Origin of the sequence: Tsuneonella rigui, assembly GCF_003958625.1 — a bacterium.
In the GTDB taxonomy this organism is placed as follows: Bacteria; Pseudomonadota; Alphaproteobacteria; order Sphingomonadales; family Sphingomonadaceae; genus Tsuneonella; species Tsuneonella rigui.
On record NZ_RSEL01000020.1, the window covers coordinates 103,936 to 122,517 of the forward strand.

The window sequence follows — 18,582 nt, forward strand, 5'->3', positions numbered from 1 at the left end:
TTCTAGCGAGAGCGCGGTTTCGGTCCAGTGGGAGGACATGGTGAAGACCGCGTTACGCAACGAAATATTCGTTTCCGCACGATTTTTCGAAGAATCCTCTTGTGTTGCCGGGCCGTTGCGGTGCATCCTAACGGCCGCAATTGACTGGACTCGACCGCTGCTCAGCGGGACGAAGACCGGCAACAGGGGTTGCAGACATTAGCCCGGCGTTAGCCGGAGATTTGTAATCGTCTGCTCCCTGTGGGGCAGGCGCGATGAGGGGTATGCTTGCCATGAAGACCAATCTTTCCCGTCTGGCCGCGCTGGCCGTTACTGCGTCCGTCGGCACGATGGCGGCGCTCGCACTGACCGCGCCGACCCAGGTTGCTGCCGCTGAATGCTTGCTCGACACCGATGGTGACGGAACCGCGAGCGCGGGCGACACTGATGGCGGCGCCGTGTCGGACGGCACTGCCGATACTCTTGCGTGTGGGACAGCCGCTACCGCGACGGGCGCGAACTCGACCGCGGTCGGTTCGCAGGCCAGCGCCACCGGCGAGGCTTCGACTGCAATCGGTAGCAACTATGTAGACCCGGATCCGGCAAACAACCTCGCGGCGGCGACCGCAAGCGGCGGTGGCAGCATCGCTGTCGGAACAGGCGCACTCGCGAGCGGCGGCCAGGCGACGGTTGTCGGTGTCGGCGCGGAGGGTACTGCCGACTTTACGACGGTTACGGGCACCTTCGCCAACGCCTCGGGTCAAAGTTCCACGGCGACGGGCGCTTTTTCGGTTGCCTCGACGAATTTCTCGACCGCTACGGGTTCAGGCGCGACTGCAAGCGGCAACGCATCAACCGCGAATGGCTCGGGTGCTCTCGCGTCGGGTGCGGTAAGCAGTGCCTTTGGTACTGTGGCGCAGGCTAGCGGTGGTGCCTCAACTGCAGTCGGTTGGAGCTCGCTTGCGACCGGCAATGGCACGATCGCCTTGGGTGCCGAGAGCGACGCCACCGCGAACGCGGCGACCGCGGTTGGCTACAATGCGGACGCTACCGGAATTAGCTCGACCGCAGTTGGTAACGGTTCGCTCGCCAACGCCCAGAACGCGATCGCGATTGGTCAAAGCACGCAATCGACGGGCGGTGGCGCTGTCGCGCTAGGCAGCTTCACGGTTGCATCGGGTGCCCAGTCGGTCACCGTTGGCATCGGCTCGCAGGCTGCCGGCAACAGCGGTACTTCGGTGGGGCAGAACTCCCGTGCAACCGGCGATTTCAGCTCCGCGTACGGCACTCAGGCTGTCGCCACTGGCGTCGGCACAGTTGCTGTGGGACAGCTTGCGACCGCAACCGCCGACTATGGTGTGGCGGTGGGCGCCTTCAGCGTTGCTAACTTCCTCGGCACCGCGGTAGGTACCTCGTCGACGGCCACCGGGGTCGCTGCATCGTCTTACGGTCAGTTTTCCCAGGCGACCGCTGATCTCTCGACAGCCGTGGGTGCGAACTCGACCGCGAACAACTTCGCAGCCACTGCGGTTGGCCAGTTCTCGAACGCGAACGGCCTGGCGAGCACGGCGGTGGGCCAGAACAGCAATGCGACGGCCGATAATTCGACCGCGATCGGGAACTTCACGTTTGCGAACGGCGTGAATTCGGTGGCTCTCGGCCAGGGCTCGGTGGCGAACGAAGACAACACTGTCTCTGTAGGCCAGGCCGGCTTCGAACGGCGCATCACCAATGTCGGTGACGCGGTCAACGCGACCGACGCCATCAACCTGCAGACCTTGAACGCGACCCTCGCTGCCTCAAGCGCGGGCAATGTCGTGGTTGGCTCGGGCAACGGCACGAACACCGCGACGGGAACCGGCGCCTTCGCCGCCGGCGATACCTCGACCGCTACGGGTAACGGCGCGGTGGCGATCGGTGAAAACCAGACTGCCACCGGTGACGGCGCGGTTGCCATCGGCGATCCCAACGTGGCGGTCGGCGCGGGTGCGGTTGCAGTCGGTAACGACAACACCGCGATCGGCGACGGCGCCGTGGCAATCGGCGATACCAACACCGCCCTCGGCGACGGTTCGGTTGCGCTGGGCTTGAACTCCGATGCGGCGGGCCTCTCGTCGGTCGCATTGGGCAACGATGCCAACGCTACGGGCGATCAGGCGCTTGCGCTTGGGTCGGGCTCGGCCGCGAACAATACATTCGCTACCTCGGTAGGCTTCATCTCCGCAGCGCTGGGCCGCGGCTCGTCGGCTGTCGGCGCCAATGCCGTCGCGACCGGCACCCAGTCGGTTGCCGTCGGTAACGCTGCGGATGGCTTCGGTGATCAGTCGGTTGCCGTCGGCACCCTCGCCAGCGCCACGGGGACTTTCGCAACCGCGAACGGGTACATCTCGTCGGCCAGCGGGCGCGGTTCGTCGGCATACGGCGCCAACGCGGTTGCGACCGGCACCCAGTCGGTTGCAGTCGGTAACGCCGCAGACGGCTTCGGTGACCAGTCGGTTGCGGTGGGTACGCTAGCCAGTGCGACGGGGACCTTCGCGACAGCGAACGGGTACATCTCGTCGGCCAGCGGGCGCGGTTCGTCGGCATACGGCGCCAACGCGGTTGCGACCGGCACCCAGTCGGTTGCCGTCGGTAACGCCGCAGACGGCTTCGGTGATCAGTCGGTTGCGGTGGGTACGCTAGCCAGTGCGACGGGGACTTTTGCGACAGCGAACGGGTACATTTCATCCGCCATCGGCCGTGGCTCGTCGGCTTACGGCGCCAACGCGGTTGCCACCGGCGTCCAGTCGGTTGCGGTCGGCAACGCCGCTGACGGCCTCGGCGACCAGTCGGTCGCGGTGGGTACGCTCGCCAGCGCTGGAAACACCTTCGCTACCTCGATCGGTTACGTTTCGGCGGCGAGCGGGCGCGGCGCTTCGGCATTCGGCGCCAATGCCGTCGCAGCTGGCGCCCAGTCGGTCGCAGTCGGTAATGCTGCGGACGGCACTGGCGACCAGTCGGTTGCGGTCGGTACCCTTGCCAGTGCGGCCGGGACCTTCGCGACCTCGAGCGGTTACCTCTCGGCGGCCAGCGGACGCGGCGCGGCGGCTTATGGCGCCAACGCGGTTGCGGCCGGTGACCAGGCGGTTGCGGTCGGCAACGGCGCAGACGGAACCGGTCTCCAGGCAGTCGCCGTCGGGCGGGTGTCTTCGGCGACCGGTACCACCTCGATCGCGATCGGCAACGCTGCTCAAGCGAATTTCGAGGACGCCGTTGCGATGGGTGACCAGGCGCAGGCTGGCTTCCACTCGACCGCGATCGGCGGCGAGGTGACCGCGCTCGGCACGGGTGCAACCGCGATCGGCTGGCAGACCACCGCGAGCGGCAACCAATCGGTCGCCGTCGGCCGCCAGGCGACCGCCTCGGGCCTCCAGGCCACGGCAGTCGGTCAGAGCGCCACCGCGGCGTTCCAAGGTTCGACCGCGGTCGGCTTTGGCGCGACGACTACTCGCAACAACCAGGTCGTCTTGGGCGGCACGGGCAGCTCGGTCACCATCGGCTCGCTCGCTTCGAGCACGGCGGCGCAGACGGGTCAGACCTTCTTCGCCACGGTCGATGGATCGGGCACGCTGGGTCAGGGCGTCGCGACCAACTCGCTCGCCACGGCAGCGGCGCTCGCTACGACCAACGCCAACGTTGCGGCGAATACCGCCAGCATCAACTCGCTGCAGTCGTTGACGGCGGCGCAACAGACCCAGATCAACTCGCTCTTCGGCGGCCTCGACAAGGCTTATGAGGGCGTTGCGATGGGGCTGGCGATGGAATCGCCGTCGCTGCCGGCGGGTACCAACTTCGGTCTCTCGGGTGGCATCGGCTATTACCAGCACAACGCTGCCGGTACGATGGCCCTGTCGGCCCGCGTGGGCGAGAATGCCTCGGTCTCGGCCGGCCTCGGCGTTGGCTTCGACAGCGGTGAAGTCGGTGCACGTGGTGGCTTCCAGGTTGCCTGGTAAGCCGCTACACATGCAAGCATGACACTGATTTCATGCAAGTTCGGAATGCCGGGGCGCCTCGCCCCGGCATTTCTTTTTACCCTCGCCGCAGGCACATTGGGGAACACCCCGCTCGCGGCTCAGTCGCACGGTACGATCCAGCCGCCGGTTTCAGCCCGCCCGGTTCCCGATCAGTTGGAAATGACCAAGATGATTTGGTCGACGCTGCTCGCGGTCGACCATGCCAATCGCTCGGGCAACTATTCGGTCCTGCGGGACATGTCGGCGCAGGGCTTTCAGATCAACAACGATCCGGCACGTCTGTCGCAGATTTTCGCCAGTCTTCGGGAAACGCGCATCGACCTGTCGAATGCCTTGCTGATTGCGCCCACCTTCTTGGAAGCGCCGCGTCAGATTCAGCAGGATGTGTTCGAGGTGAAGGGCGTTTTCCAACTCCGCCCTAGCGCAATCCAGTTCGATTTGTACTACCAGTGGGAGCAAGGTCGCTGGAAGCTGTTCGGGATCGATATCCAGCCGATTACGATGGCTACCGCCCCTCCGGGACCGGTCGCTACGACATCGAGTTCCACCCGGCCGACACCGCGGAAACGCTGAGCCGCGGAAGGTCAGGCGTGTCCGGCTGGCGTTGGCGGTTTACCTAGTTCCACAGCGAACGCGCGAATCCGTTCGACAGTCGCCTGAAGCGGTTGCCAGTCATCGTGTTCGGCGATGGGGGCCCACAGACGCTCGACTTCATCAATCACCAGAGACGGGGGTTGCACCGAGCTTGACCTTGCGTCGTGGTGCTGCGTGAGCGGATACCCCTCCAGCGCGTCGCGCAGGGGGCTGTCATCCTGGCGCGAAAAGCGACGCTTGTAGAAGAAGGTGTCGGGCGGCTCGCCGCTCTCGCTCATCGCCGCCTCACACGCGCCGACGAGCATCGCATCGCGCTCTTCGCCCAGGCTTTCCAGGCCCAGCCGCCACAGCCACCGGCGACGGACGTTCGCCATGTACAGCGGACCGAATCGCTCCAGGGCCGCAAGCAGCGGCGCGCCTTCGGCAAGTTGCCTCAGGGCGATCGCAAGCTGGCCGCAATTCCAGTAGAGCGCCTCGGGCTGACGGCCGAAGGCGTAGAGTCCTGCGTGGTCGAAATAGGCGGCGGTGAAGCTCGGGTCCCACCGCGGCAGCCAGCGCCACGGACCATAGTCGAAGCTTTCGCCCGATACGTTCATGTTGTCGGTGTTGAGCACGCCGTGGACGAAGCCCGCGACCATCCAGCTCGCGGCGAGATCGGCCAGGCGCTCGACGACCTGGTGCATCAGAATCACCGCGGGCTCGTCGCGCCCCGGCGCATCGTCTGGCGGTAAGGGTCCGGGGAACTCACGCAGGCAGTAGTCGACGAGTTGCGCCATGTGATTGCTCTCTTCGAGCACCGCGAGACGCTGGAAGGTGCCGATCCTAACATGGCCGTGGCTCAGGCGCACGAGCACTGCCGAGCGGGTGGGTGAAGGCTCGTCGCCGCGCTGCAGCTCTTCCCCTGTCTCGATGATCGAGAAGGTCTTGCTGGTATCGACACCGAGCGCTTCGAGCATCTCGGTCGCGAGCAACTCGCGCACAGCGCCCTTCAGCGTCAGCCGGCCGTCGGCGGTGCGGCTATAAGGGGTGGTGCCGGAGCCCTTGGTGCCCAACTCGAGCAACCGTCCGCGCGCGTCGCGCATCTGCGCAAAAGTGAACCCGCGCCCGTCGCCGATCTCGGGATTGTACACCCGGAACTGATGGCCGTGATAGCGCAGCGCGAGCGGTTGCGGCAGGGTATCCGGCAGCGGATCGAAGCGCGCGAAGTGCCGTATCCATTCGGCATCCGACAATCCGTCAAGCCCGACCGCTGCCGCCCACCGATCGTTGCGCCAACGCAGCTCGGTCTGCGGGAAGTCCGCTGGCCGCACCGGGTCCGCCAACCAGTCGGCCAGCGCGAGCAGGGGCTTCGCGGGCCGGTAAGCGCCCGGCTCGATCGTGTTCGCGACAGGTTGCGGTTCGCGGCCCATCGGGCGATAGTGGGGGCACGGGCACGGCCATGCAAGCGCCGCGCCCGCAATGGTCGAGCCCAGGGAATTCGAAGGACCGATGGACAGTCTCGACCGCGCGAGCCCGGACCGCACCACTGCCGAGCGATCGTGGACCGATCGCTACTGGCAGTCTGCGGATGGGCTGAAGCTGCACTATCGCGACTACGCGGGCCGCAGCGACCGTCCGCCGGTGATCATCCTCCACGGACTCACCCGTAACGCCCGCGACGGCGCGGCGCTGGCCGAGCGCCTGGCCGGTGAGTGGCGGGTGCAGGTGCCGGAGATGCGTGGGCGCGGAATGTCGGACTACGCGTCCGACACTGCGACCTACAATCCGCTGCAATATGTCGCCGATCTGACGGCGCTGCTGGAGCAGGAGGGCATCGCGCGCTTCGTGGCGATCGGCACCTCGCTCGGTGGGTTGATGACGATGTTGCTGGCGCTGACCGATCCTGAGCGGATCGCGGCGGCTGCGCTGGTCGACGTGGGCCCGGTGGTCGATGAGGCCGGGATTGCGAGAATTCGCGAATACGTGGGGCAGGGCGGCAGTTTCCCGACCTGGATCCATGCGGCGCGCGCGCTGCAGGAGCTGCACGGCGCGGTGCATCCCGACTTCGCGCTCGAGGATTGGCTAGCGATGGCCAAGCGGGTCATGGCGCTCGGGGCCAATGGCCGCGTAGCCTACGACTACGACATGGGCATCGCCGCGCCGTTCCATGCCGACGCAGCACCGGCGGCGGCCGATCTGTGGCCGGCGTTCGAGGCGCTCAAGGGTCGCCCGCTGGCCCTGCTGCGCGGCGAAACCTCGGCGATCATATCGCGTGAAACCGCCGCCGAAATGAAGCGCCGCGTACCGGAGCTTGCGGTCGTGACCATCCCGCGCACCGGGCACGCGCCGACGCTTGCGGAGCCCGAATCGCTCGCAGCGATCGACGCATTGCTCGCCCAGGTCGCATGAGCGCTGCCGACCGCGCGGTCGCGCGTATTCTTCACCTGCACTCCACCTTTGCGGCTGGGGGCAAGGAGCGGCGCGCGGTCCGGCTGATGAACGCGTTCGGGCCCAAGGTCGCCCATGCGATAGTGTCGGGCATTCCCGAGGAAACCGTCGCCGCGCGAGAGATTTCACGTGCGATCAAGGTCGAGTGGCCGGCAGACTTCCCGCCGCTCACGGGCCTGCCGACGCCGGGGCGGCTCAAGCGATTGGCGCTGGCGATGCGCGGCTACGACCTCGTGCTCACCTACAACTGGGGCGCGATGGACGCGGTTATGGCGAACACGCTGTTCGGCCAGGCTTTCGGGCTACCCCCTCTGGTCCACCACGAAGACGGCTTCAACGCCGACGAGCAGGACGGGCTCAAGCCCAAGCGCAATTGGTACCGCCGCATCGCGCTCGGCCGGGCGCGCGGGCTGGTGGTGCCGTCCGAAACGCTCGAGGAAATCGCGCTCACCACCTGGGCGCAGCCGATCGGGCGGGTGCGGCGCATCTCCAACGGGATCGATACCGCCGCGTTCGCCAAGACCCCGCGCGCCGATGCCTTGCGCGGCGTGATCAAGCGCAAGGGCGAGCTGTGGGTCGGCACGCTTGCTGGTTTGCGACCGGTGAAGAACCTCACCGCGATGGTCCGCGCATTCGCTAGCCTGCCCGAGCCGTGGCAGCTGGTGATCGTCGGCGAGGGCCCGGAGGAAGCCGCGATCCGTGCCGAGGTAGAGCGGCTCGGCATCGAGGATCGCGTCCACCTCCCCGGCTTCGTTGCCGACCCGGCGCGCTATGTCGGCCTGTTCGATATCTTCGCGCTGTCGTCGCACAGCGAGCAGTTCCCGATCTCGCTGGTCGAGGCGATGGCGGCTGGACTGCCGATCGCCGCGCCGGCGGTGGGCGACATCGACGAGATGGTGTCAGACGAAAACCGCCCGCTGATCACCCCCGCAGGCGACGAGACCGCCTTCGGCGATGCGCTCTCGGCGCTCGCGTACGATGGCGCGCTGCGTGCCCGGCTTGGTCAGGCCAACCGCGCGGCCGCGCGTGCCCGGTTCGACGAAAAACCGATGATTGAGGCCTATCGCCGGCTCTACGCGAGCGCGATGGGGCGGGCGAGCTTGCCCTGACGCGAGCGACGCGCTTCACATCGCATTCACCGGCTGGGTATCAACCCGGTTTGGAAGTTGAATTGACCCGCCCTTAGGGTAAAGACGCGCCGACCGGATTCCCGGCCTTCGCATTAGGCACGAAACGAAAAGCATCACCGCTTGGCTCTGAGACCCGACAACTCGCTGACCCCGGAAGAAAAGCGCGCCCGCGCCCAGGCCGCGCAGGACGATGTCCTGCTGCGGGAGGTCGACGATGCCGTGCGCCAGGACCAATACGCCGAAGCCGCCCAGCGCTATGGCCGCCCCGTCGGCATCGCCGTGATCATCGCGCTCGCGCTATTCGGCGGATACCTGTTCTGGGACCACCGCCAGACCGCCGCGCAGGAAAAGGATTCCGAAGCGCTGGTGAGCGCGCTCGACCAGGTCGAACGCGGCAATCTCGGCAGCGCCTCGACCGCGCTTGACCCGATCATCGCCGATGGCGGCGACGGAGCGAAGGCCGCCGCGCAGCTGCTCAAGGCCGGGATCGCGATGGAGCAATCCAAACCAGAAGAGGCGGCAAAGCTCTACGATACCGTCGCCGCCGATGGCGATGCGCCGCAGGCCATGCGCGACCTGGCGACGATCCGCGCGGTGACCGCGCGTTACGACCGGATGAAGCCGGCCGAGGTGGTCGCCAAGCTCAAGCCGCTCGCCGTCCCCGGCAACCCCTGGTTCGGCCCGGCGGGCGAGATCGTCGCCATGGCCTATCTCGACCAGGGCAAGACCGCCGAAGCGGGCACGCTGTTCGGCGCGATCGCCAAAGACAAGAATACACCCGAGACCTTGAAGTCGCGCACGCGGCAGATGGCCGGCCTGCTCGGCGTCGACGCGATCGACGACGTCGACACCGTGCTCAAGCAGCCCACCGCGGCCGAATAACCACAGCTAGGAACCGACAGCCGATGACGACTGCCAAGGCCCTTTTCACTACCGGCCGCGTTGCGCTCGCGCTCGCGCTCTCGCTCAGTCTGGCCGCCTGCAAGGGCGGTATCTTCGGCAGCGGCGACAAGTCGGTCACGCCGACCGTAGGCAACCGGGTGCCGATCCTGTCCAAGATCGAAGGCGCAAAGGTCGATCCGTCGCTGGCCGGCGTTTCGGTCGTGCTGCCGCCGGCGACGGTGAATACCGAATGGGCGCAAGCCGGCGGCACCGCAGGCAAGTCGTACGGCCACCTCGCGCTGGGCGACAACCTGGGCGAGGTGTGGAGCGTCAAGATTGCCGGTTCGAGCCAGCGCCGCCGCCTCGCCGCCGCGCCGGTCATCGGGGGCGGGATGCTGTTCGTCGAGGACACCAACGGCGTGGTCAACGCGTTCGACGCGACCACCGGCGCGAGGGCCTGGACCCACACTGCCGAGGTCGACGGCAACCTGCGCGCGGCCAACTTCGGCGGCGGGGTGAGCTACGACCAAGGCCGCGTCTACGTGACCAACGGCGTGGGCGAAGTGCTCGCGCTCGACGCTTCGAACGGGAGCCAGATCTGGAAGGTCAAGCCGGCAGGCCCGCTCCGCGGATCGCCGACCATCGCGTTCGGCTCGGTCTACGTGATGACGCAAGACAACCAGATCTTCGCGCTCAACGCGGCGGACGGCAAGCAGTTGTGGAACGAGAGCGGATCGAACGCGCAGACCGGCGTATTTGGCGTCGCGGCCCCCGCGGCCGGCGCCGGCACCGTCATCGCGGGCTATTCGAGTGGCGAGCTCATCGCGTACCGTTACGAGAACGGCCGCTCGCTGTGGGCCGATGCGCTCGCGCGCACTTCGATCTCGACCGAGGTGGGCGCGCTGACCGACATCGACGCCGATCCGATCATCGACCAGGGCCGCGTCTATGCGCTCGGCCAAGGTGGCCGCATGGCGGCCTACGAGCTGGTCACCGGCCAGCGCATCTGGGAATTGAACCTCGCGGGCATTTCGACCCCGGCGGTGGCGGGCGAGTGGATCTTCACCCTGACCGACGACGCCCGCCTGCTCGCAATCGCGCGCGGCAACGGCAAGGTCCGCTGGATCACCGACCTTGGCCGCTGGCGCAACGTCGAGAAGAAGAAGGATCCGATCTTCTGGACCGGTCCGGTGCTCGCGGGCAACAACCTGTGGGTGGCCAATACGCAAGGCCAGATCTACCGCGTGAGCCCGGGCGAGGGATCGTCCTCGCTGTTCCAGACCGTCAAGTCGCCGATCAGCCTGGCGCCGGTGGTGGCGAACAGCACGCTTTACGTTCTCGACGACGGCGGGACCATTCACGCCTACCGGTAAGGGACAAGGGCGGCATCCTTTGCCGCGCTGTTAACCGTTAGCCGCTAAATCCGGGCGCCGATGAGCGCGTCCGATCATCCGCCCGTGCATTCGCGCCCGCCGAGCGATGTCTCGGCGTGGGTGGGCCTGGCCGGGCTCGCGGGCATGTTCGCCTGGTTCCTGGTCTGCCGCCACTGGCCGGCGGTCGCCGATGCGTTCGGCGTGCCGGGACCGCGCGCGCGACTCGATGGACCCTACGCCGCGATCACCGCGATGCTGTGGTCGGTCCTGCCGATGATCGCGGTCACCTTGCTGGTCGACAAGGCGCACCGGCGCCCATCGACCGGGATCGACTGGTCGCGCGCACGCCCGCTGCACGAGACGATGCGGGTGTCGCTGGTCAAGATCGCCGCGCTGTGGGTGACCTGGATAGTGATCGCCGGCATCTACTGCCTCGGGCGCTGGTACTGGGCCGAGCCTTATCTGTTCGCGATGGGCGTGCTGAAAGCGGCCGCCATTCCGATGTTCGTTCTTGCGGTGCCCTATGTGCTGTGGCTCGACCGCTACATGGTCAATCCGCGCGACCACGCGTGGCACTTCGGCGCGATGCTGCTGGGGCGCGAGGCTTACGATCCCGCCGAGGTGAAGAAGCACTGGCGCGCATGGATCATCAAGGGGTTCTTCGGCGCGTTCATGATCTCGATCTTGCCCTCTGGGTGGGAAGCGGCGGTCAACGCCGATTATGCGCAGATGCTGCGTGATCCCACCGGGCTTGGCCTCGCGCTGGTCACGCTGCTGTTCCTGATCGACGTGCAAATCGGCACGGTCGGCTATCTGGTGACCTTCCGTCCGCTCGACGCGCATATCCGCAGCGGTAATCCGCTGCTCGCCGGCTGGGTCGCGGCGCTGATGTGCTACCCGCCGTTCGTCTATACCTTCATGGGCGACGGGATGCTCGGCTACGAGTTCGGCACCCCGGGGAAGGGCGACGCCAACTGGAGCTACTGGCTGGCGGGCCATCCGCTGCTGATGTGGGGTTGGGCTGGCCTGCTGGTCGCGCTCACCGGCATCTATGCCTGGGCGACCTTTGCTTTCGGCCTGCGCTTCTCCAACCTGACCTATCGCGGGGTGCTCACCAACGGGCCGTACCGCTTCTGCCGCCACCCTGCCTACGTGTCGAAGAATGCGTTCTGGTGGCTGTCGACGCTGCCGTTCCTGGTGACCAATGGTTCGGCCACCGACGTCATCCGCAACACCGTCTGCCTCGCCGCGGTCAACGCGATCTACTTCTGGCGCGCGCGGACCGAAGAAGAGCACCTGTGGGCCGAAGATCCGAAATACCGCGCCTATCACACGTGGATGAGCGAGCACGGACTGATCACCGCGCCGTTGGTGCGGCTCAAGCGCCACTTGCGTTGGCGGCTGCGCGATCCGGGGCTGGTGGGAAGCCCCGCCGAGTAAGGTCCTAGAGCGGCGTTCCCTCGCCGACTTCGTACATCTTCAGGTCGCGCTCGATCACGCCTGCCTCGCGCATCGCCGCGCCCCACGGCTTCATGTGCGGCGCGGCGCCGTGCGCGCGCAGGGCATCGGCATCGCGCCACAGTTCGGACACGTGCATCAGGTCGGGATCGAGCACATCGCGCGCGTAGGCGTACTTGATGCAGCCATCCTCCTGCCGGGTCGCGGCGAGAACTGTCTCCATCGCCTCGCGCACCTTGTCGAGCCCGCCTTCCGCCACGCGCACCGTGCCAGCCACCAGGATCATCGCCGCATCTCCCTTTTAGAAGCTTTCTTCGTACACCCGCGTCACGTCGCCCGCCCACTCGCCGTGGTAGAGGTCGAGCAACCGCTGCGCCGGCACCGTGCCGCTGGCGACGATATCGTCGAGCGGGCCGAGAAAGCCGGTTTCGTTGTCGCCGCTCGAATTGAGCGCGCCGCGCGCCGCGAGGCCCGCCCGCGCGATTGCGAGCACTTCGGGCGCGATGTCGCGCAAGGTGCGGCCGCCGTGGATCGGGGCGTCAAGGCCGAGCTTGGGGACCGCGTTGCGCAAGGCCTCGCGCTCTTCCATCGACCAGTGCTTGACGAGGTCCCACGCGGCGTCGAGTGCGCCCTGGTCGTAGAGCAGGCCGACCCACAGCGCGGGCAGCGCGCAGATGCGGTTCCACGGGCCGCCGTCGGCCCCGCGCATCTCGAGGAACGACTTGAGGCGCACCTCGGGAAAGGCGGTCGACAGGTGATCCCACCAGTCCGCCTGGCGGGGCTTCTCGCCCGGCAGGACCGAGAGTTTGCCGTCGAGGAAATCGCGGAAGCTGAGGCCCGCGGCGTCGATATACTTCCCGTCGCGGAACACGAAGTACATCGGCACGTCGAGCATGTAGTCGACGTAGCGTTCGTAGCCGAACCCGTCCTCGAACACGAACGGGATCATGCCCGTGCGGTGGGGGTCGGTGTCCGACCAGATGTGGCTGCGGTAGCTGAGGTAGCCGTTGGGCTTGCTCTCGGTGAACGGCGAGTTCGCGAACAGTGCGGTGGCGAGCGGCTGCAACGCGAGGCTGACGCGGAATTTCTGCGCCATGTCGGCCTCGCTCGAATAATCGAGGTTGGTCTGGATGGTGCACGTACGCAGCATCATGTCGAGGCCGAGGCTGCCGACCCGCGGCATGTGCCGCAGCATGATTTCGTAGCGGCCCTTGGGCATGATCGGCAGCTCGGCGCGGGTCTTGTCGGGCCACATGCCGAGGCCGAGGAAGCTGATCCCCAGCCGCTCGCCGACCGCCTTCACCTGCGCGAGGTGACGGCCGGCTTCCTCGCAAGTCTGGTGCAGGTTCTCGACCGCCGCGCCGGAGAGCTCGAGCTGGCCGGCGGGCTCAAGGCTGATCGCGCCGTCGGGGCCGGAGAGGGCGATGATCTTGCCGCCCTCTTTGACTGGGCGCCAGCCGAACTCCTGCAGTTCGACCAGCAGATCGCGGATGCCGCCGGGCTCGTCGTACGAAGGCGCGGCGTGGTCGCTACGGCGATAGACGAGCTTCTCGTGCTCGGTGCCGATGCGCCAGTTCTCGCGCGGTTTTTCGCCGTTCGCCATGGGCGCCACGAGCTGGTCGCGGCTTTCGATGATTGGATCCTCGGCGTCGGAGGCCTGCCGCGTGCTCATGCCGGTTGCACTAGAAAACGCAAATGCCGCGCGCCAGCGATTTCATCATGCCCAGTCGCCGACAGTGCCCATCCACAGCGTAACCGCTGAAATCGCAGCGGTTTCCGCCCGCAATATGCGCGGCCCGAGCGAGACCGGCACCGCCTGGGGCAGCGCGCGAATCGCGGCGTTCTCGCTGTCGTCGAATCCGCCTTCGGGCCCGATCAGGATCGCCGCAGGGCCGGGATGCGCGGCCATCGCCGCGGGCGCGGGGTCGCCGCCGCGCTCGTCGCAGAAGAACAGCATACGGTCCGAAGGCCACTCCGAAAGCAGCTTTTCGAGCCGCACAAGAGGTTCAACTTCGGGCAGCGCGGTGCGCTCACACTGCTCGGCCGCTTCGATCATGCGCTTGACCAGCCGGGTCGCGTTGATCTGCCGCACCTGGCTGCGGCGCATTTCGACCGGGACGAATTTGCGCACTCCCAGCTCGCAGGCCTTTTCGGCCACCAGCGCGAAATTGTCGCGCTGGATGGGGGAGGCGCAAAGCCACAGGTCGGGGGTCAGCTCGCGGGGTTGCAGGAGGCTCTCGATCCGCGCGGAGGAGCGGCCCGAAGCAATCGCTCCCAACCGCGCGATATATTCACCGGTACGGTTGTCGAACAGGCGGACCGGATCGCCTTCCTTGAGGCGCAGGACCGAGAAGAAATAGCGCACTTCCGGATAATCGAGCGGCACCTCGGCGCCAACCGCCAGCTCGCGGTCGACGAACAGGCGCGGGGTGCTCTTCGGCGGCCAGGCGGGGGTCGCGGTCATCGCTTTGCAGGTGGCATGCGCGGCGGTAGGGGACAAGCCATGGCGGAAGCGATCGTCCCCGACAGCGAGCATCGCGGTATTGTCGCCCGGTTGCCGCAACGCGTGCGCGATCTTGCGATGCTGGCGCGGTTCGACCGGCCGATCGGCTGGTGGCTATTGTTCTGGCCGTGCGCCTGGGGCGTGTGGCTGGCGGGAGCGGGGTGGCAGCTCGCGCTGGTCGGTTGGCTGCTGCTCGGCAGCATCGCGATGCGCGGGGCGGGGTGTGTCTACAACGACATCGTTGATGCCGATCTCGACAGGCAGGTCGCGCGCACCGCCAGCCGCCCGGTGGCGAGCGGCCGGGTGTCGGCGAAGCTCGCGTGGGGCTGGCTGCTGGCGCTGTGCCTCGTCGGCTTCGTTGTGCTGCTGCAACTGCGTTGGCAAACCGAACTGGTTGCGCTGGCGAGCCTGGTTCTGGTCGCCGCCTATCCCTTCATGAAGCGGATCACGTGGTGGCCGCAGGCGTGGCTGGGGCTGGTGTTCACCTGGGGGGCGCTGGTCGGTTGGGTGAGCTTGCGCGGCGACCAGTTGGAGGTCGCGGGCGCGCTCTACGCCGGGGCGTTCTTCTGGTGCATGGGCTACGACACGATCTACGCGCTGCAGGACCGCGAGGACGACGCGCTGGTCGGCATTCGCTCGAGCGCGCTCAGGCTCGGCCGCCATGTGAAGTCCGGCGTGGCGCTGTTCTACGCCGCGGCCGTCGCGTTGTGGCTGCTCGCGTTCTGGCTGCTGCGCGGAGACCCGATTGCCTTGCTCGCGCTCGTCCCGGCGGCGCTGCACCTCGCCTGGCAGGTCTCGACGCTTGACCCAGCCGATCCCGCCAATCCGCTGGAGCGCTTCCGCTCCAACCGGTTCGCCGGGGCGCTGGTGGCGGCGGCGTGCTTTGTGGTCGGCAACGCCTAGAGCGCGCCGAACGTCCAGCCTTCGGTGCGGGCGATCTCGGGGGTCATCTCGGGCGGGTGCCAGTGCTCCGGGCGGTGTGCGACCGAGCGCAGCCATGCGGCGGCGAGCAGCGCGTCGGAGCGGTGATCGTCGATTGGGCCGCGCCCGCGCACCGGCTTGCTGCCGATCGCGGCCAGCGCTTCGTTGAGTTCCGCATAGGTTCGCAGCTTGCTACGCGACGCGGTGCGCCCCGCAGCGATGGCGGCAATGGTGGTGTAGATTTCGACCGCGACCGATCCGTGCTCGGGCAGGGGGTCGAACGGCCACAGCGCGATCTTGCCGTCGAGCCGTTGCAGCACGCGCATGCCGGTGAGGCTCGCCTTGCCGACCTGGCTTGCGCCGACGAGGTTGAAGTTGCTGGTCGGCCGGCACCCCAGGGCGATTTGGCCGAGCCGCTCGGTCACCCGCAGCCGGCCGATGCCGCCGCCGAACAGATCGCCCTCGCGCCCGCCGTGGCGGCGGTAGTGCCGAGCAATCTCGGGGTGATCGACGAAGGTGCTTGCACCGAGGTGCAAGTCATCGGCGCACATCGCCTCGACCATCGCCCACAGCGCGCGGGCATCGGGCGGGCTGTCGGCCCAGCCGGGGAAGTAGGCGCCTTGGTCGGCCGAGGCGAGCGATCCCGAGATGTCGAGCCCGACCAGCGTCTCCGATGGCATCTTCTTGAGGATCCAGTCCGCGACCTCTGCCCGCGACCATTTGTGGCCCGGCCGCACGATCCGCGGCGCGCTGTCGCCTGCATCGCAGATCGCCACCGCGATCCCGGCGTGGCGCTCGCCCGCCGCGCCCGACCAGTCGATCGCGGCGAAGTGTTGAAAGCGACCCGGCCTCACTCGCCGTGGCGCTCGGCGCGCAGCTTGTTCCAGTATTCGATGCGCTTGCGGATCTCGCGTTCAAACCCGCGCTCGGCCGGATCGTAGTAAGTCTGCCGCTCCATCTCCTCGGGCCAGTAGTTGGCGCCCGAGAAGCCGTCCTCGGCATCGTGGTCGTAGGCGTAGCCCTTGCCGTAGCCGATATCCTTCATCAGCCTGGTCGGCGCGTTGAGGATGTTCTGCGGCGGCATCAGGCTGCCGGTCTCCTTGGCGCTGCGCCAAGCGGCCTTCTGCGCCATGTAGGCGGCGTTCGATTTGGGCGCGGTCGCGCAGTAAAGGCATGCCTGCACGATCGCGAGCTCGCCCTCGGGAGATCCCAAGAACTCGTAGGTGTCCTTGGCGGCGAGGCACTGCACCACCGCCTGCGGGTCGGCGAGGCCGATGTCCTCGATCGCGGCGCGGATCAGACGGCGGAGGACGAACAGCGGCTCCTCCCCTGCAACCAGCATGCGAGCGAGGTAATAAAGGGTTGCATCGGGATCGGAACCGCGCAGCGATTTGTGCCACGCCGAGATGAGGTTGTAGTGCCCCTCGCGGTCCTTGTCGTACACCGCGACGCGGCGCTGGAGGAACTTGCCCAGTTCCCCGGGATCGAGCGGGTGGTCGATCTTCGCCGCGTAGAGCGTCTCGGCCTGATTGAGCAGAAAGCGCCCGTCGCCGTCGGCGCTGGCGACCAGCGCGTCCTTCGCTTCGGCGGTGAGGGGAAGGGGGCCCTCGAGCTCCTCCGCCTTGTCGAGCAGCTTGCACAGTGCCTTGGCGTCCAGCCGGTGCAGGATCAGCACCTGCGCGCGGCTGAGGAGCGCGGCGTTGAGCTCGAAACTCGGGTTCTCGGTCGTCGCGCCGACCAGCGTCACCGTGCCGCGCTCGACGAAGGGCAGGAAGCCGTCCTGCTGCGCGCGGTTGAAGCGGTGGATCTCGTCCACGAACAGCAACGTGCGCTGGCCGCCCTCGGCTGCCTTGTCGGCCTCCGCGAAGGCCTTCTTGAGGTCGGCCACGCCCGAGAACACCGCGCTGATCGCGACGAAGCGCATGCCCACCGCGTCGGCGAGCAGGCGGGCGATGCTGGTTTTGCCGGTGCCGGGCGGGCCCCACAGGATCATGCTGGAGAGGCGGCCTGCCGCTACCATCCGGCCGATCGCGCCTTCCGGCCCGGTCAGGTGCTCCTGCCCCACCACTTCGTCGAGCGCGCGCGGGCGCAGCCGGTCGGCCAGCGGCGCGTCGGGGCGCGGCTCGTCATTGCGGGCAGGGGGGGACGCAACCGTGTCGGGGAAGAGATCGGCCATCTCCATCCAACATAGGAAATCGCGCTTTGATCCGGGAGGGCTCTTGTAATTCGATCGGTCTAAGATATATCGTGAACTATCTTAAGAAGGAGACGCATCACATGCGACATGGATACGAGCGCGATATCAAGCGCGCATTCAAGGCGGCGATGGCCGCGAAGATGGCCGGCAAGATGGCCGGCCGCGGATGGGGCGACGACAACGGTCCGTTCGGCCCGCACGGACCGTTCGGTGCCAATGGCCCGTGGGGCCCCGGCGGCCCGTTCGGCCCCAACGGCCCCTGGGGCGGTGACGGCCCGCGCGGTGGTCGCGGCCGGCGCGGGCGGATGTTCGGCCAGGGCGAGCTGCGCCTCGCGCTGCTCAAGCTGATCGCCGACCAGCCGCGCCATGGCTACGAACTGATCAAGGCAATCGAGGAGCTGACCGGCGGCGACTATGCGCCGAGCCCGGGCGCAGTGTACCCGACGCTACAACTGCTCGCGGACGAGGGTCTGATCGAGGAGAAGGCCGACGACACATCGCCGCGCAAGCCGTTTCAGGCAACTGAGCAGGGCCGGCAGGAACTCGAAGCCAAGGCCGAAGAGGTCGAGGCGCTGTTCACCCGCCTGTCCGAGCACGCCGATCGCGAACAGCGCGGGCGTTCGCCGCACCTGTTCCGCGCGATGGGCAACCTCGCCCAGGTGCTCAAGCACAAGGCCCGCTCGGGCTCGCTCGACGAACAGGCGATGAACGAGATCGTCGACATGATCGACGAGATGGCCAAGCGGATCGAGCGCCTGTGATTGCCAGCACCGCTGAGGTGCCGACGGCGAGCGGCTCGAAGTACCTCCAGCAACTGTGCAAGCACTGGCAGCACAACCTGGCCGTCCAGTTTGACGCGTCGCGCGGGACCATCGTCTTCCCGCGCGACGCGCGCGGCGCCGAGTGGGCAGGCGACGGGAGGGTCACGCTGACCGCGCACGCCGACCGCCTCGAGTGCCGGATCGACGCAAGCGAGCTCGGTCAGCTCGAAGCGCTCAAGGGCGCGCTGGCCCGCCACCTCGACCGCTTTGCCTTTCGCGAGGCGCCGCTGGCGTTCGACTGGCGGGACGCGTGAGGGCGTGGTATCCTCCCCGCGGGGTTGCTT

16 protein-coding genes are annotated in these 18,582 nt (G+C 67.5%); 10 read left to right on the forward strand and 6 right to left on the reverse strand.

Annotation, left to right across the window (positions count from 1 at the left end; all coding sequences use genetic code 11):
• Positions 1 to 272 precede the first annotated feature (272 nt).
• Positions 273 to 3,971 (forward strand): beta strand repeat-containing protein, encoded by a 3,699-nt coding sequence (locus ELY12_RS08855; protein WP_164549464.1) that lies wholly within the window; start codon positions 273 to 275, stop codon positions 3,969 to 3,971.
• Positions 3,972 to 3,989: 18 nt separating this feature from the next.
• A complete protein-coding gene (locus ELY12_RS08860; protein ID WP_206435807.1) occupies positions 3,990 to 4,565 on the forward strand; it encodes a hypothetical protein in 576 nt (191 codons plus the stop codon).
• Positions 4,566 to 4,576: 11 nt separating this feature from the next.
• On the opposite strand, the gene ELY12_RS08865 is transcribed toward ELY12_RS08860, so the two are convergent.
• On the reverse strand, positions 4,577 to 5,995 hold the full coding sequence (locus ELY12_RS08865; RefSeq protein ID WP_126176337.1) for a protein adenylyltransferase SelO family protein: 1,419 nt from the start codon (positions 5,993 to 5,995) through the stop codon (positions 4,577 to 4,579).
• A gap of 49 nt (positions 5,996 to 6,044) precedes the next feature.
• On the opposite strand from ELY12_RS08865, the gene ELY12_RS08870 reads away from it, so the two are divergent.
• The 5 genes from ELY12_RS08870 (at position 6,045) to ELY12_RS08890 (ending at position 11,838) form a co-directional block, all read left to right on the forward strand.
• Positions 6,045 to 6,974 carry an alpha/beta fold hydrolase gene (locus ELY12_RS08870; RefSeq protein ID WP_338142057.1) on the forward strand — a complete coding sequence of 310 codons (930 nt, stop codon included), beginning with the start codon at positions 6,045 to 6,047 and terminating at the stop codon, positions 6,972 to 6,974.
• Positions 6,971 to 8,122, forward strand: a complete 1,152-nt coding sequence (locus ELY12_RS08875) for a glycosyltransferase (protein ID WP_126176338.1) — start codon at positions 6,971 to 6,973, stop codon at positions 8,120 to 8,122. The genes ELY12_RS08870 and ELY12_RS08875 overlap by 4 nt, the downstream gene beginning before the upstream one ends.
• A gap of 141 nt (positions 8,123 to 8,263) precedes the next feature.
• The gene (locus ELY12_RS08880) at positions 8,264 to 9,025 is read left to right on the forward strand and encodes a tetratricopeptide repeat protein (RefSeq protein WP_126176339.1); all 762 of its coding nucleotides are present in this window, start codon (positions 8,264 to 8,266) and stop codon (positions 9,023 to 9,025) included.
• 23 nt (positions 9,026 to 9,048) lie between these two features.
• Positions 9,049 to 10,398 carry an outer membrane protein assembly factor BamB family protein gene (locus tag ELY12_RS08885; RefSeq protein ID WP_126176340.1) on the forward strand — a complete coding sequence of 450 codons (1,350 nt, stop codon included), beginning with the start codon at positions 9,049 to 9,051 and terminating at the stop codon, positions 10,396 to 10,398.
• Between the two features lie 60 nt (positions 10,399 to 10,458).
• On the forward strand, positions 10,459 to 11,838 hold the full coding sequence (locus ELY12_RS08890; RefSeq protein WP_126176341.1) for a methyltransferase family protein: 1,380 nt from the start codon (positions 10,459 to 10,461) through the stop codon (positions 11,836 to 11,838).
• Between the two features lie 4 nt (positions 11,839 to 11,842).
• Here the strand turns inward: ELY12_RS08890 and ELY12_RS08895 are convergent, their stop codons facing one another.
• Genes ELY12_RS08895 through ELY12_RS08905 form a run of 3 tightly spaced genes read right to left on the reverse strand, consistent with a single transcriptional unit; the run spans position 11,843 to position 14,320 of the window.
• Complete coding sequence (locus ELY12_RS08895; RefSeq protein ID WP_126176342.1) at positions 11,843 to 12,142, reverse strand: putative quinol monooxygenase; 300 nt, start codon at positions 12,140 to 12,142, stop codon at positions 11,843 to 11,845.
• Positions 12,143 to 12,157: 15 nt separating this feature from the next.
• The gene (locus ELY12_RS08900; RefSeq protein ID WP_126176343.1) at positions 12,158 to 13,528 is read right to left on the reverse strand and encodes a glutamate--cysteine ligase; all 1,371 of its coding nucleotides are present in this window, start codon (positions 13,526 to 13,528) and stop codon (positions 12,158 to 12,160) included.
• 45 nt (positions 13,529 to 13,573) lie between these two features.
• Positions 13,574 to 14,320 carry a 16S rRNA (uracil(1498)-N(3))-methyltransferase gene (locus ELY12_RS08905; protein ID WP_126176344.1) on the reverse strand — a complete coding sequence of 249 codons (747 nt, stop codon included), beginning with the start codon at positions 14,318 to 14,320 and terminating at the stop codon, positions 13,574 to 13,576.
• A gap of 39 nt (positions 14,321 to 14,359) precedes the next feature.
• On the opposite strand from ELY12_RS08905, the gene ubiA reads away from it, so the two are divergent.
• Positions 14,360 to 15,262, forward strand: coding sequence for a 4-hydroxybenzoate octaprenyltransferase (gene ubiA, locus ELY12_RS08910; RefSeq protein ID WP_126176345.1), 903 nt, complete (start codon positions 14,360 to 14,362; stop codon positions 15,260 to 15,262).
• Here ubiA and ELY12_RS08915 read toward each other — a convergent pair.
• Both ELY12_RS08915 and ELY12_RS08920 read right to left on the reverse strand, forming a co-directional pair.
• The gene (locus ELY12_RS08915; protein ID WP_126176346.1) at positions 15,259 to 16,134 is read right to left on the reverse strand and encodes a hypothetical protein; all 876 of its coding nucleotides are present in this window, start codon (positions 16,132 to 16,134) and stop codon (positions 15,259 to 15,261) included. The two genes, ubiA and ELY12_RS08915, sit on opposite strands and share 4 nt — an antisense overlap.
• The gene (locus tag ELY12_RS08920; RefSeq protein ID WP_126176347.1) at positions 16,131 to 17,456 is read right to left on the reverse strand and encodes a replication-associated recombination protein A; all 1,326 of its coding nucleotides are present in this window, start codon (positions 17,454 to 17,456) and stop codon (positions 16,131 to 16,133) included. The genes ELY12_RS08915 and ELY12_RS08920 overlap by 4 nt, the downstream gene beginning before the upstream one ends.
• 101 nt (positions 17,457 to 17,557) lie before the next feature.
• Here ELY12_RS08920 and ELY12_RS08925 point away from each other — a divergent pair, with 101 nt between their 5' ends.
• Positions 17,558 to 18,238: a PadR family transcriptional regulator gene (locus ELY12_RS08925; protein WP_277600243.1), complete on the forward strand. Its 681-nt coding sequence runs from the start codon at positions 17,558 to 17,560 to the stop codon at positions 18,236 to 18,238.
• Positions 18,235 to 18,552: a DUF2218 domain-containing protein gene (locus ELY12_RS08930; RefSeq protein ID WP_126176348.1), complete on the forward strand. Its 318-nt coding sequence runs from the start codon at positions 18,235 to 18,237 to the stop codon at positions 18,550 to 18,552. The genes ELY12_RS08925 and ELY12_RS08930 overlap by 4 nt, the downstream gene beginning before the upstream one ends.
• Positions 18,553 to 18,582: the final 30 nt, after the last annotated feature.

Coding starts and splice junctions, on each gene's coding strand:
- ELY12_RS08855 (WP_164549464.1), top strand. CDS start 273: ATGAAGACCAATCTTTCCCGTCTGGCCGCGCTGGCCGTTACTGCGTCC.
- ELY12_RS08860 (WP_206435807.1), top strand. CDS start 3,990: ATGACACTGATTTCATGCAAGTTCGGAATGCCGGGGCGCCTCGCCCCG.
- ELY12_RS08865 (WP_126176337.1), bottom strand. CDS start 5,995: ATGGGCCGCGAACCGCAACCTGTCGCGAACACGATCGAGCCGGGCGCT.
- ELY12_RS08870 (WP_338142057.1), top strand. CDS start 6,045: ATGGTCGAGCCCAGGGAATTCGAAGGACCGATGGACAGTCTCGACCGC.
- ELY12_RS08875 (WP_126176338.1), top strand. CDS start 6,971: ATGAGCGCTGCCGACCGCGCGGTCGCGCGTATTCTTCACCTGCACTCC.
- ELY12_RS08885 (WP_126176340.1), top strand. CDS start 9,049: ATGACGACTGCCAAGGCCCTTTTCACTACCGGCCGCGTTGCGCTCGCG.
- ELY12_RS08890 (WP_126176341.1), top strand. CDS start 10,459: ATGAGCGCGTCCGATCATCCGCCCGTGCATTCGCGCCCGCCGAGCGAT.
- ELY12_RS08895 (WP_126176342.1), bottom strand. CDS start 12,142: ATGATCCTGGTGGCTGGCACGGTGCGCGTGGCGGAAGGCGGGCTCGAC.
- ELY12_RS08900 (WP_126176343.1), bottom strand. CDS start 13,528: ATGAGCACGCGGCAGGCCTCCGACGCCGAGGATCCAATCATCGAAAGC.
- ELY12_RS08905 (WP_126176344.1), bottom strand. CDS start 14,320: ATGACCGCGACCCCCGCCTGGCCGCCGAAGAGCACCCCGCGCCTGTTC.
- ubiA (WP_126176345.1), top strand. CDS start 14,360: ATGGCGGAAGCGATCGTCCCCGACAGCGAGCATCGCGGTATTGTCGCC.
- ELY12_RS08920 (WP_126176347.1), bottom strand. CDS start 17,456: ATGGCCGATCTCTTCCCCGACACGGTTGCGTCCCCCCCTGCCCGCAAT.
- ELY12_RS08925 (WP_277600243.1), top strand. CDS start 17,558: ATGCGACATGGATACGAGCGCGATATCAAGCGCGCATTCAAGGCGGCG.